Genomic DNA, 12,545 nt, shown 5'->3' on the forward strand with positions numbered 1-12,545 from the left:
AGTGCGCGGCTACAGCCTTGTAGTAGATGCCGATTGTAAGGAGCGTGACGACTGATGCCACGGGATCATTGGGACGATGCCCCTCAATACGGCCACTACGAAGATGACGAGGAGGAGTGGATCCCGGACGCCCGAGAGGAGTCAGAACCGGCCAGCTCGACAGGGCCGCAAGGGCGGAGCGAGGTTGCGGACGGGTATGAGGATCCATCCGTGTTGAGGATCGGCGAGAACGGATCTGACACGGAGTTGGAGACGGTGGAGCGCGTCATGCGCCAGGACGGGCGGATACTCTCCCAAGAGGAAACTGAGATCGAGCTTGCGCGGGAACAAGCAGAGCGAGAAGATCGAGAGGAACAGGAACGATTGCGCCAGTTGGTGCGGTCGGGCGAGGTGATCTTTGTGGACGTGGACGCATACCGGGCTGAGAAGCGTAGGCTACAGCAGTTGAAAGCTCAGAGAGGGAACGACGAGAGGGGCAGGGACGCATGACGAACCCATTGCAGGTGAATATCGAGGCGTTGGCCCAGGCCGGGAAGCAGATGGCCGATCACGCCGTGGAGTTGAAAGCCCGAGCGGACAAGGGCGTGGCCTCAGCAGATGTGCAGGGCAACCCTTTCGTATTCCTGGCGCACTACTTGAAGGGACTCTCCTTCGCCGATGCGTTGACGGAGGTGGGCGGGTTGTTCGAGGATGCGAACCGGCGGGTGTGCGGGGAGTACGAGAACTTCGGCGAGGCACTCACAGCGGTCGCGCACGTCGTCGGGGAGACCGACGAGGAGGGCGCGGCAGCTCTCTCCTCGCTTGTGGTGGCGTGATGGCGATGTTCACGTTGAGCCAGTTCCTGCAAATGCAGTTCGATCACACTGAGTGGGCGGCGGACAGGCTGCGGGAATCAGGCGAGCCCTACTCGTTGAACGCCGCGTTCGTGCAGGCTCAGACCCGCGCTCCTGGCGGGGAGCCGTTCACCGGGCAAGCAGGCGAAGCGGCGCAGGACAAGGGCGAGACAATCGCGGGGGCGCTCAACAGGTTCCACGCCGAAACCGACAACGCGGCCAACGTCTTGAAAACCGCGCACGAGGCGCTGTGGCCCGCCGCCTGGAACCTGCGAAACAGCATCAACGCCGCCGTAGGCCCCGTCGTCATCAAGGACGGGGACCGGCTCGCGCGACTCCCTGCTGGATTCTACGTGACCGAGGACTGGAAGATCCAAGCTGACTTGTCGCGGTTCAGCGGCAGCTTTACCCCAGATCAGAACGAAGCGCTCAACGCGTGGCTGCAAGGCGCGCAAGAAGGACTCGACAAAAACCGCGAGGCCTTAGAACAAGCCTCCGACAAAGCCGCCGCCGACCTCCGCGCCAACACGCACTTCGGGCAGGTCGCCACGGACAGGCAGATCGGCTCCCTCGTCGGCGAGACCCCCGCGCAAGCGAAAGCCGACGTGCGAGCCTACCTCGCGGGCACGGCCACCCCTGAGCAGAAAGCACGGGTCAAGGCCGCGCTGGAGTTATCGGAGGATGAAGGCGGGCCGATTCAGCAGATGCGCGACGGCAAGAACGGCTACGTCACAGCGGAGCAGAACAGCGTCTTGCAGGCTTTCGCTGAGCAGACGCATGGGATGAGCGTCGAGCAGCTCCAAGCTTTGGCGAACAGGCCGGGGGAAGATGGGCGGGTGTTCGCGGAGGGACTCAACGACATCGGCAACGACCACCTGAAATGCGCGGTTCCGGATCCCGCGCACCCGGACCAGAAGGAGGCATCCTTCGGCACGGACAAGCTGCCCGCTTCGATCAAGGACGCTTACGGCTCTGCGAGCGCGTACGCGGAGCCGCCGACCGACCCGAGGTATACCCCGAATTGGGGCGAATTGCAGAGCATCTCCGCTATTGTTGCGAAAGTGCCTGACAGCCAGCTCTCCGGTTCAGGGCTGACGAAGGGGGCTCTCGAGAGCGCCGCAAGCTTGGCAAAGAACTGCGCGCTGGAGCGCGGCTTTCCTGCAGCTCCTCCACAAGCGGCTGACCTTCTCGCGGCAGCCGGCAGGGACACCATGTCGGTCCACGACCTTGCCACAGGACAGAGCGGGAAACAGTTTGTGGACTCGTTAGAGCATGCAAAATGGCTTGACGGCGGTACGGCGCTGAGTGTTTTGACCGATAGCGCCCTCAAAGAGGCTGATGTGGGGCCGAATGTGAGCGAGGCTCAAGCTATCCGCGCAGGGGAGACCGAGCACGCATTTTTCAAGGAGCTCGCTGCCAACAAAGACAGCATCGATTCGCACGGCGACTTCGCCAAGAGTATGACTTCGGTTGCGGAGAAGTACATGCCAGCCATGTTCGGCGAGCACCCGCCCCACGAGACCACTCGGGGTTTCGACTACCTGGATAGGGGCGAAGACCACGAAGCGGGCTATCCGAACACTAGAGAAGCCCTCAGCGTGCTGGAGCAAGACACCGGCAACGCCAACAAAATCGGCTCCGCTCTGGAGCGCGCGAAAGCGATCATGCTCGAACAGTACGCAGCTGCTGTCAAAGACCACCCTGGCGCGATGAACACCGACGACATCGCCCACTTGACAAAAACAGGGGCTGTGGACGGCATGGTCGACCGGCTCGCCACAGATATCGCCAACCGCGAGCACCAAGAGGCGTTCGCGATCAAAAGCATGTGGGCTGACAACGCCAAAGACAGCGCTATGGCCCTCGCCGCGCTCGTCCCTGGCGGTCCGCTTGCGGAGTTCGCCGCTGCTGGAGCCACCGGAGCTGCCGCGAACTACCTTAAAATGGAACTCCTCGGCGACGCACCGAGCCCTGGCATCCCTCCAGGGGCTGTACCAGCCGCCACCCTTTACAGCGTGGCGACTAGTACTGGAATGGGCTTCCCTCCCGAGTTAAAAGACGTTATCACCGGGCCGGATGGTCATCTGCTGCCTTGGTCGGCGGTAGAGCAGAAATTTTCACAAACACAGAAAGGACATGATTTGGGCTGGTTTCGCAACCACCTCGAAGCCTGGCTCGCGCGAAGGATCAAACCCAACGACGGAGACCTCGATCTGCACCAAGCGATGGACCGTTACACCCAGGCATACAACTCGGTGACCCGATGATGCGTAAGTCTGCGGCTCTTATTCTGCTTGCCACACTCATCGCAGGATGCTCGCCACACCCTCCTTCTCCTGATGAGCGCCAACCGTCGAACGACGGGCTCTACCACTTGCCGAAAGACACGGCCAATGTGCGATTCGTCTGGTCCGCAGAACCTGGCATAGACCTCACCACAGGTCCTGCTGCTCTCGTCCGGGCATATCGGGAGTCCTACGAGATCGCGTTCTTGAACCAGGATCTTCATGCCGCGTATCCGGGGTTCGAGCGTGCGACCGACCCCAAAGCGCCAGCCAGGCTCGAAGTTCAGAATTCCTACGACCGGGCGGGTTTTTTTCGACCGATTATCAACAATCCGAACCCGGACTATATGGGTTATCACTACGGTACCATTTACTTCCACATGCTTTCTCTGCGGCAGCTTGATGACGGTTCGTGGGAATCGCGATACTGCGAGGGCGATTACTCGCTGTTCAAACGGCAGGCTGACGGGAAGTACCGTTACTATGACCAGAGCATTTGGAAGTTAGATGACAATTTCCTCCCCGAAAAGACTTCGGAGCTCCGCCAAATCCGGTTTGATTGGGAACCAAACAACACTCCCTCCAACCCTGCGGCGCCATCCGCAGACTTGGAGAAGCAGCCCCCTCAAAGTGGACCGCTCCCCGCGCCGACCAGAGATGTCTTCGACAGATGGCGGATTATCCGGGTGGAGCCCAGCATGGCTTTGTCGTGGAAGCCTTGCTACGACAAGATGCCCGACTCGCCTGAGAAACGAATGCAGATCCTCAAATCGGTTCTCGACGCGCCCCCGCCCCTGCCTGCACCGGTCCCCGGCTGGCCAGCGGCCCAAAAGGGGTAAGAGATGGTAGGCATGACATCCCGGTACGGTGGGAAGCGGTCGTCACCACAGACGGTGGCGCAGATCGTGCGATCAACAGCTCTAAAACGGGTTGACGAAGGGTAAAGGAAGGTGCTGGCCGTGGTGTGCACGGCACTCGCCTGAACGCCGGGCCGTCCGCCCAGAGTGCCCGCCCGAGCATTCGGACGGGCCTTCCGCGTGTCCGCCCTCCGGGCCACATCACCGAAGCGTCACGACGTGTCACCGAAGGATCACGGCTGTGTGTTGCAGGAGTTGATCATGTGACTATTGGGATTAGGCTGTCCGAGTGACGACGAAGACCAGCTCCAGGGCACGGAGCAGCTCCAAGGCTCAGAGCGCCTCTGCCGCCGGCCGCAAAGGCACGGCGCAGCGGCGCAAGTCTGCCCCCTCGACCAGGAAGGCCGCTGCGGCGCGCAAATCTGCGGGCGGGGGCAACGGGATGAAGGTTGCCGCCGGGCTGGGCAGGGGAGTCGGCGCGGGGTTCTCGCTTCTGGCGCGGGGCCTCGGCTCTGCGGTGCGCTCGATCGGCCCTCGGGAGGAGTCCGGGCCGGGCCGGGCGCGGTTCGCCGACAGCGGCATGTCTCAATTGCCGACGGGCTGGGGCGACGAGGGCTACGGGGATGTCGACGTCTACGGCGACGAGCGCGGGCCAGGCCAGCACGAGGGGCATCGCCGGGACGGCGCGGCGCTCGCGCTCCTCGGCGCGTCGGTCATCCTGGCGGGCAGTTTGTGGTCGCACGTCGGCGGTCCGGCCGGGGCTTTGGTCGCCGCCGGGGTCCGGGCGGTCGTCGGCTCGGCCGCGAACCTCTTGCCGATCCTGTTCGGCGTGCTGGCGTTCGTGCTGCTGCGCCGCGAGCCCAACCCGCAGACCCGTCCGAGGCTGCTCCTCGGCTCGGGGCTGCTCGCCGCGTCCGTCCTCGGCCTGTGGCACCTGGTCTCGGGCTCCCCGCAGACCCCGGAGGGCCGGGCGAGCGCGGGCGGTTTCCTCGGCTACACCTTCGCCGGGCCGCTCGCCGACGGTTTCTCCTCGTGGGTGGCGGGCGCGCTGCTCCTGCTCGTCGGGGCGTTCGGCGCGCTGATCGTCAGCGGGGCGACCATTCGCGAGCTCACGGCGAACGCGCAGTCGCGCTTGTCGCAGCTGCCGAGCCCCGCGGTGTCGCGAGACCGCGCGGAGTACCGGACTTCCCATCCGCAGCCCTCGGACCAGACGGACGAGCTCGACGTGCCGTTCTTCGATGCGGCGCAGGCGGACGAGGCGTTCGCCGAGCCCGAAGAGGAGCCGATCCCCGCGCCTCGGGTGCGCCGGCGCAAACCCGCCGCGCCGGAGCCGGCTGCGGAGGCCGCGCCCCCGGCCCCGGTCGCCGCGCAGGAAGCCGTGGTCCAGGCGGTCGCCCCCGAGACGGTCGCGCCCCAGGAGAGCCGCCCGCCCGCCGTCGAGGCTCCCGGCCACCAGCTGGAGCTCCCCGAGGCCCCGCCCGCGCCGGGGGATTACATCCTCCCCGCCGCGCGCATCCTCAAGCTCGGCGAGCCGCCGAAGAAGCACAGCGCCGCGAACGACACGATGATCAAGGCGATCGACGGGGTGTTCGCCGAGTTCAACGTGAACGCCAGGGTCACCGGGTACACCCGTGGCCCGACCGTCACCCGCTACGAGGTGGAGCTCGGCCCCGCCGTCAAGGTGGAGAAGATCACCAACCTGACCCGCAACATCGCCTACGCGGTCGCGACGGACAGCGTGCGCCTGCTCGCGCCGATCCCCGGCAAGTCCGCCGTGGGCATCGAGGTGCCCAACACCGACCGCGAGATGGTCCGCCTCGGCGACGTGCTCGCCGCGCCGGCCGCGCGCCAGGAGCGCCACCCGCTGGTCATCGGGCTCGGCAAGGACATCGACGGGCAGTTCGTCACCGCGAACCTGGCCAAGATGCCGCACCTTTTGGTCGCGGGCTCCACCGGCTCGGGCAAGTCCAGCTTCGTGAACTCGATGCTGGTCTCCCTGCTCATGCGGGCCAAGCCCGAGCAGGTGCGCCTGATCCTCATCGATCCGAAGATGGTCGAGCTCACCCCGTACGAGGGCGTGCCGCACCTGATCACCCCCATCATCACCGAGCCGAAAAAAGCCGCGGCGGCCCTCGCCTGGCTCGTGGAGGAGATGGAGCAGCGCTACAAAGACATGCAGATGAACAAGGTCCGCCACATCGACGACTTCAACGCCGGGGTGCGCGAGGGCCGGATCGTCACCCCGCTGGGCTCCGAGCGCGAGATGCGTCCGTACCCGTACATCCTCGCCATCGTGGACGAGCTCGCCGACCTCATGATGACCGCGCCGCGCGACGTGGAGGAGGCTATCGTGCGGATCACCCAGAAGGCCCGCGCGGCGGGCATCCACCTGGTGCTCGCCACGCAGCGGCCCTCGGTGGACGTGGTCACCGGCCTGATCAAGACGAACGTGCCGTCCCGGCTCGCGTTCGCGACCTCCTCGCTCACCGACTCTCGGGTCATCCTCGACCAGCCGGGCGCCGAGAAGCTCATCGGCATGGGCGACGGCCTCTTCCTGCCGATGGGCGCGAACCGTCCGCAGCGTCTGCAGGGCGCGTACATCTCCGACGAGGAGATCGCGGACGTCGTCTCCTCGGTCAAAGACCAGGCCGAGCCGGAGTACAACGAGGGCGTCACCACCACGCAGAGCGTCGCAGCGGGCTCTGGGAAGGCGGACGCGGAGCCGTCCAGCGACCTCGGGCCGTTCCTGCAGGCGGTGGACCTTGTGGTGCGCAGCCAGCTCGGCTCCACCTCCATGCTCCAGCGCAAGCTGCGGGTCGGGTTCGCCAAGGCGGGCCGCCTGATGGACATGATGGAGAACAACGGCGTGGTGGGCCCGTCCGAGGGCTCGAAGCCTCGTGAGGTGTTGTATAAGCCGGAGGAGTTGGAGGAGTTGTTGGCGCAGTTGGGCGCTTTGCCGCCGGAGGCGTTGGAGTAGGGCGGGCCGCCTGATGCGGTGCTTGATGGGAGAACAACGGCGTGGTGGGCCTGTCTGAGGGCTCGAAGCCTCGTGAGGTGTTGTATAAGCCGGAGGAGTTGGAGGAGTTGTTGGCGCAGTTGGGCGCTTTGCCGCCGGAGGCGTTGGAGTAGGGCGGAGGCGTTGGGGTCAGCCTCAGCCGACTTGGTCGAACCGCAGGATCTCGCCGGTACGAGGATCGCTGCGGGCGAGCCAATTGCCGGAGCTTCCGGGTCGGCCTGCGCCCATAGCGCGCAGGGAGCAGTCGAGATACCAGCGGTTGCCGACCCTGGCCATGCGATAGGAGGCGCGGGACGAGGAGAGCACGCTCCCGTCGGCTTTCTTCGCGGCTTGCAGGTCGAGCCCGAGGTTCAAGGCGGCGACGAGTTCGGCGGGCTTGGCCTCGTCCACCGGTCCTAGCGGCTCCCACACAGCTGGGGCCGGATCGGGGTCGCCGGGCACGGCTCCGGGGCTCTCGCCGCCGCCACACGCCCGCTCGCCGGGCAGGGTCGCGGCGATCGTCAACCGCACCGGAGGAGGGGCGACGCGGACCGGCTCGGTTGAGATCTCCGGTTCGACCGTGCCGGCGAATTGCGGCCCGGACGGGAGATCCCCATCGTCCAACGGCGTGCAGAGCACGGAGCCATAGCTGGAGCCGCGCAGCTCGGCGGGCCGCAGCGGTCGCGGCAGCGGCCAGGGTTTCGCCCCCTCGCGTTCGAGCAGGCTCGAGTAGGAGAGCGTCGCCACAGGCTGGCGCAGGTATGGGGCGGATGGCCCGGCGTTCTTCGCGATCAGCCCTTGCGCTTGGGCGAGCACGGCCCGGAGCGCGCGCCGCGCGCCGTTGTCGTAGTCCGAGTTGTCCAACCAGTCCACGGAGAGCGAGACGATGCGATCGCCGTCGCGGACCCGGATCGCTTCGCTGGGGACGTCTGTCACGAGCACGTCTTGATAGTCCAGCCCTTTGGCCAGCTCCTCCCGCACGGCCGTGACCGCGTTGTCGAACGCTGGCTGCGGCAACGCCGCGACGGTGTACCCGGTCGGCGATCCCGCGTCCTGGCGGACGACCGTCCCGTCCCCGAGCAGCATCACCAGGCCGAATCTGCCGACCTGGCTCAGTGTCTCCAGCCGCAGCACGATGGTCTCCTCAGGCGGGCCCGCAGGTCCTGCCGCGACCGTCTCCGGGCGTCGCGGGACGGGGGAAACGCCCGAAGCCAGCTGCGTGTAGAGCGCCGCCGTCAGCGCGAGCGCCGCGAGGGCGACGAGGCCGAAGACGATTTTGAGCTTTCCCCGCATAAGCGCCTCCCCGATGTTTCCGTCAGTCTACCGCGCGGAGCCGCGCTCCCCGCCGGACGCCGTGAGGGTGTGTGCGGTAGACTGGAGGTGCCCTGCTTCCTCGGGGCAATCGGAGGGGAGTATTCCTCCCGCGACAGTTTCGTCAGCACGGTTCTCGCGAACCCGGAACTGTCGGCCGGACCTTCTGGTGCGGCGGAAGAGACCTCCGGTGGTTTTTTCGTGCCCGCGATCTCCCGAGTATCGCGGCCCTGCCACCGGAGGTTCGTTTTATGCCGTCGCCGCTCATCTGGACCGTCACGGTCGCCCTGCTGCTCGTCCTGTTCGCGTTCGACTTCATCGTGCAAGCCCGCAAAGCCCACGAGCCGTCCACCAGGGAGGCCGCGCTGTGGTGCGGGGGTTATTTCGCGCTCGCGCTCGTCTTCGGGGCCGCGATGGCCGTCTGGTGGGACAGCGCGCGGGCCACCGAGTTCGTGGCGGGCTACGTGACCGAGCTGTCGCTTTCGGTGGACAACCTCTTCGTCTTCCTGCTCATCATGTCCCGGAACCGCATCCCGAGAGAGCGCCAGCAGAAGGTGCTCCTGCTCGGGATCGCCATCGCGTTGGCCGCCCGCGCGGTGTTCATCTTCCTCGGCGCGGCGGTGATCAACGCGTTCAGCTGGACGTTCTACCTCTTCGGCGCGTACCTCGTGTTCGTCGCCCTCCGGCTCGCCTTCCAGAAGGAGGAGTCCCACGACGTGGAGCCGGAGACGGAGAGCCGCATGGCCCGGCTCCTTTCGCGATGGCTGCCGGTGACGCGGCAGTTCCACGGGGGCGCGCTGGTGGCGCGCGAGGGCGGGAAGCTCCTGGCCACACCGATCCTGCTGGCCTTGGTCACCCTCGGGCTCACTGACGTGCTCTTCGCCTTGGACTCCATCCCCGCGATCTACGGCCTCACCGACCAGTCCTACATCGTGCTCACCGCCAACGCGTTCGCGCTCATGGGCCTGCGGCAGCTGTACTTCCTCATCGGCGGGCTCTTAGACCGCCTGGTGTACCTGTCCTACGGCCTCGCGGCGATCCTCGTGTTCATCGGGGCCAAGCTCATCCTCCACGCCGCGCACGAGAGCGGCGCGGGCGTGCCGGAGATCTCCACGCCGCTCTCGCTCGCCGTGATCGCCTCGGTGCTCGTCGTCGTGGTGGCGGCGAGCCTGGTCAAGACGCGCGGCCCCCGCTAGCCCGAGCGGCGTGAGACGGGCTTTAGAGCTGCAACAGCATGCGGGTATTCCCCAGCGTGTTCGGCTTGATCGAGCTGAGGTCGAGGAATTCCGCGACGCCTTTGTCGTAGGATTTGAGCATCTCCTCGTACACCTCGGGGGTGACCGGGGTGCCCTCGATGGGGACGAATCCGTGCCTGCCGAAGAACGTTGTCTCGAAGGTCAGCACGAAGAGCTTCTTCAGCTCGAGCTCCTGGGCGTGCTCGACCAGCCGACGCACCAAAGCGTGCCCGACCCCCTTGCCGTGGCAGTCCGGGCGGACCGCGACCGTGCGCAGCTCGCCCAGATCGGACCAGAGGACGTGCAACGCCCCGCACCCGACGACCGTCCTGTCGAGCTCGGCGACCCAGAATTCTTGCACTGCCTCATAGAGGGTGACGAGGCTTTTCTCCAGGAGGATGCGGCCCGCGTACGCGTCGACGAGATCTTTGAGCGAGGGCACGTCGGAGACTCTGGCGCGGCGGACAACCGGGGCAGGGGGGTGCATCTGAGCACAGTAGCGCAGGCGCAGCTTATCCTTGAGCCTGTGGTATCCGAGCGCGCAGCACCGCCGAGTTCGCTGAACCTCGCCAACGCCTTGACCGGGCTGCGCCTCGCGGCGGTCCCGGTGTTCCTCGTCGCGCTCTTCGCGGGCGACGGGCACGACCCGTTCTGGCGGTGGGCGGCGTTCGGCGTCTTTGTGGCCGCCTGCGTCACCGACCAGCTCGACGGCTATCTCGCCAGGCGGTTCGACATGGTCACCGAGCTCGGCAAGTTCGCCGACCCGGTCGCGGACAAGGCGCTGATCGGATCGGCTCTGGTCGGGCTCTCGCTGCTCGCGGAGCTGTCCTGGTGGGCGACCGGGGTGATCATCTTGCGTGAGGCGGGGGTGACGGCGCTGCGGGTGTGGGCGCTGTCCGACGGCGTGGTCGCGGCCAGCATTGGCGGCAAGATCAAGACGATGCTGCAGGCGGTCGCCATCGGTCTGCTCATCGCGCCGCTGCCGCAGACGTGGCGGCCCTTCCTCATGGCGCTGGTCGTGGCCGCGGTCGTGGTGACCGTCGGGACCGGCCTCGACTACGCTTGGCGCATTGGCCGGGGCAAGTTGAGCAAGCCGGGACGCTGCGCGGCCCAAGGGCGCAGGGCGGAAGAGGAGACGAGCAGATGAGCGATCCACTGGTCGCGTCGACGAAGGCGTGGCAGCTGGTCTCCCTGCTCGCGGCGCACGGGCAGACCGTCGCGACGGCGGAATCGCTCACCGGAGGGCTCTTGTCTGCGACGCTGGCGGGGGTCTCGGGCGCTTCGTCGGTGCTGCGCGGCGGCCTGGTGGTGTACGCGACGGACCTGAAGGCTTCGCTGGCCGGGGTGACGCCCGCCGTGCTCGAGGACCTCGGCGCGGTGTCGGTCCGCACGGCGACCGAGCTCGCGATCGGGGCGGCCCGGACCTGCCAGGCCACCTGGGGGATCGGGGTCACCGGGGTGGCGGGCCCGGAGCCGCAGGAAGGCAAAGCGCCGGGCACGGTGTACATCGCGATCACCAGAGGGGTGATGGGGCCGGTGGAGGTGCTCACCCCGGAGCTTTCCGGAGACCGGTGGGACATCCGGCTCGGCGCGGTGAACGCCGCCATCGACGGCTTGCTGCAGCGGCTCGCCTGGATCTCCGGGAAGAACTGAACCCCGGAGCGCGTGCGACGATCTCCTGGTCATGCGGATTCTTCGTTCCGTTTCGGGAACAGCGAGGGCAGCTCGTGCGTTAGAGCTATAAGGCCCGGCATAGAATGAAGACCAGGGCCCACTGCCAAGGAGGTTATATGGCGATGCTGTTGCGGGAAGCGTTGGGCGCGAGTCTGCGCCAGCTGCGTCTTGGCCAGCGTAGGACGTTGCGCGAGGTGTCGAACGCTGCCAGCATGAGTTTGGGGTACCTCTCGGAGATCGAGCGGGGGCAGAAAGAGGCTTCGAGCGAGCTGCTCGCCGCGATCTGCGGCGCGCTCGAGGTGCCGATCCCGCACGTGCTGCGCCAAGCCGGGGACATGATGGAGCCGGTCGGCTCGGACTCGGTCGGCGGGCGCCATCCGATCGCGGGGGACTCCGGCCCCGCCATCAAGGTGATCATCCCCGCGCCGGGGAAAGCCTCGCTCGCGGTGGCGTGACCTCGGGGAGCCCGTGCGCAGTGGGGATTCGGGCGGTTAGAGTAACCTTGAGGACGAGGATCCTGAACTTTCAACACGGAGGCAAAGTAGGCAATGGCGAACCCGTTCGTGAAGGCGTGGAATTACTTTATCGCGCTGTTCAACGCCAAGATCGATGAGAAAGCGGATCCGAAGATCCAGTTGCAGCAGGCCGTCGAGCACGAGCAGCGCAACCATCAGGCGCTCGCCCAGCAGGCCGCAGCCGTGATCGGCAACCAGCGCCAGCTGGAGATGCAGTTGAACCGCCAGCTCGCCGACGTGGAGAAATACCAGGCGCAGGCCCGCCAGGCGCTCGTGATGGCGGACCAGGCCACGGCGAAGGGCGACGCGGCCGCCGCGCAGCAGTACACCAGCGCGGCGGAGGCGATCGCCACGCAGCTGGTCACCGCGGAGCAGAACGTCGAGAACACGAAGGCGATGCACGACCAGGCGCTGCAGGCCGCGACCAAGGCCAAGCAGGCGGTCGAGCAGAGCGCCCAGCGCCTGCAAGGCTTCCTCTCCGAGCGCTCCAAGCTGCTCAGCCAGCTCGAACAGGCGAAGATGCAGGAGCGCGTCGCCGCTTCGCTCAACCAGATGAACGAGCTCGCCGCGCCCGGCAACACGCCGAACCTTAACGAGGTGCGCGACAAGATCGAGCAGCGCTACGCGAACGCGCTCGGCGCGACCGAGCTGCAGCAGAACTCCGTCCAGGGCAAGATGATGGAGGTCCAGCAGGCCACCATCCAAATGGCCGGGCACAGCAGGCTGGAGCAGCTTCGGGCCTCCATCCGGGGCGAAGCCCTGCCTGCGGGCTCCGCGGAGGCGGCTCCCGCCGCGCCTGCGGTCCCGACCCCGGAGCCTGGCCAGACGGCGTAGCACGGC

General features: G+C 66.7%; 12 protein-coding genes. 10 read left to right on the plus strand and 2 right to left on the minus strand.

Annotated features, from left to right (window positions below):
• The first annotated feature begins 54 nt into the window (after positions 1-54).
• The 5 genes from HMPREF9336_RS12955 to HMPREF9336_RS12975 all read left to right on the plus strand — a co-directional run bounded on the left by HMPREF9336_RS12955 (position 55) and on the right by HMPREF9336_RS12975 (position 6,952).
• Positions 55-489 (plus strand): hypothetical protein, encoded by a 435-nt coding sequence (locus HMPREF9336_RS12955; protein WP_007467706.1) that lies wholly within the window; start codon positions 55-57, stop codon positions 487-489.
• On the plus strand, positions 486-815 hold the full coding sequence (locus tag HMPREF9336_RS12960) for a hypothetical protein (RefSeq protein WP_007467708.1): 330 nt from the start codon (positions 486-488) through the stop codon (positions 813-815). Before HMPREF9336_RS12955 ends, HMPREF9336_RS12960 begins: the two co-directional genes overlap by 4 nt.
• Positions 815-3,100 carry a TPR repeat domain-containing protein gene (locus HMPREF9336_RS18815; RefSeq protein ID WP_007467711.1) on the plus strand — a complete coding sequence of 762 codons (2,286 nt, stop codon included), beginning with the start codon at positions 815-817 and terminating at the stop codon, positions 3,098-3,100. Before HMPREF9336_RS12960 ends, HMPREF9336_RS18815 begins: the two co-directional genes overlap by 1 nt.
• Positions 3,097-3,957: a hypothetical protein gene (locus HMPREF9336_RS12970; protein WP_007467713.1), complete on the plus strand. Its 861-nt coding sequence runs from the start codon at positions 3,097-3,099 to the stop codon at positions 3,955-3,957. The genes HMPREF9336_RS18815 and HMPREF9336_RS12970 overlap by 4 nt, the downstream gene beginning before the upstream one ends.
• A gap of 307 nt (positions 3,958-4,264) precedes the next feature.
• Positions 4,265-6,952 carry an FtsK/SpoIIIE family DNA translocase gene (locus HMPREF9336_RS12975; protein ID WP_021030651.1) on the plus strand — a complete coding sequence of 896 codons (2,688 nt, stop codon included), beginning with the start codon at positions 4,265-4,267 and terminating at the stop codon, positions 6,950-6,952.
• Positions 6,953-7,126: 174 nt separating this feature from the next.
• On the opposite strand, the gene HMPREF9336_RS12980 is transcribed toward HMPREF9336_RS12975, so the two are convergent.
• On the minus strand, positions 7,127-8,263 hold the full coding sequence (locus tag HMPREF9336_RS12980) for a hypothetical protein (protein WP_007467716.1): 1,137 nt from the start codon (positions 8,261-8,263) through the stop codon (positions 7,127-7,129).
• A gap of 269 nt (positions 8,264-8,532) precedes the next feature.
• Between HMPREF9336_RS12980 and HMPREF9336_RS12985 the strand changes: the two genes are divergently transcribed.
• Positions 8,533-9,477 (plus strand): TerC/Alx family metal homeostasis membrane protein, encoded by a 945-nt coding sequence (locus tag HMPREF9336_RS12985; protein ID WP_007467718.1) that lies wholly within the window; start codon positions 8,533-8,535, stop codon positions 9,475-9,477.
• A 22-nt stretch (positions 9,478-9,499) separates the two neighbouring features.
• Here HMPREF9336_RS12985 and HMPREF9336_RS12990 read toward each other — a convergent pair whose 3' ends face one another.
• The gene (locus HMPREF9336_RS12990) at positions 9,500-10,003 is read right to left on the minus strand and encodes an amino-acid N-acetyltransferase (RefSeq protein ID WP_007467720.1); all 504 of its coding nucleotides are present in this window, start codon (positions 10,001-10,003) and stop codon (positions 9,500-9,502) included.
• Positions 10,004-10,042: 39 nt separating this feature from the next.
• Between HMPREF9336_RS12990 and pgsA the strand changes: the two genes are divergently transcribed.
• From pgsA to HMPREF9336_RS13010, 4 genes are all read left to right on the plus strand, one after another.
• Positions 10,043-10,663: a CDP-diacylglycerol--glycerol-3-phosphate 3-phosphatidyltransferase gene (pgsA, locus tag HMPREF9336_RS12995; protein ID WP_244431668.1), complete on the plus strand. Its 621-nt coding sequence runs from the start codon at positions 10,043-10,045 to the stop codon at positions 10,661-10,663.
• Positions 10,660-11,169: a CinA family protein gene (locus HMPREF9336_RS13000; RefSeq protein WP_007467725.1), complete on the plus strand. Its 510-nt coding sequence runs from the start codon at positions 10,660-10,662 to the stop codon at positions 11,167-11,169. The genes pgsA and HMPREF9336_RS13000 overlap by 4 nt, the downstream gene beginning before the upstream one ends.
• A 137-nt stretch (positions 11,170-11,306) precedes the next feature.
• Positions 11,307-11,645, plus strand: a complete 339-nt coding sequence (locus HMPREF9336_RS13005; protein WP_007467727.1) for a helix-turn-helix domain-containing protein — start codon at positions 11,307-11,309, stop codon at positions 11,643-11,645.
• A gap of 93 nt (positions 11,646-11,738) precedes the next feature.
• On the plus strand, positions 11,739-12,539 hold the full coding sequence (locus HMPREF9336_RS13010) for a PspA/IM30 family protein (RefSeq protein WP_007467729.1): 801 nt from the start codon (positions 11,739-11,741) through the stop codon (positions 12,537-12,539).
• Positions 12,540-12,545: the final 6 nt, after the last annotated feature.

It is taken from the genome of Segniliparus rugosus ATCC BAA-974 (assembly GCF_000185725.2).
In the GTDB taxonomy this organism is placed as follows: Bacteria; Actinomycetota; Actinomycetes; order Mycobacteriales; family Mycobacteriaceae; genus Segniliparus; species Segniliparus rugosus.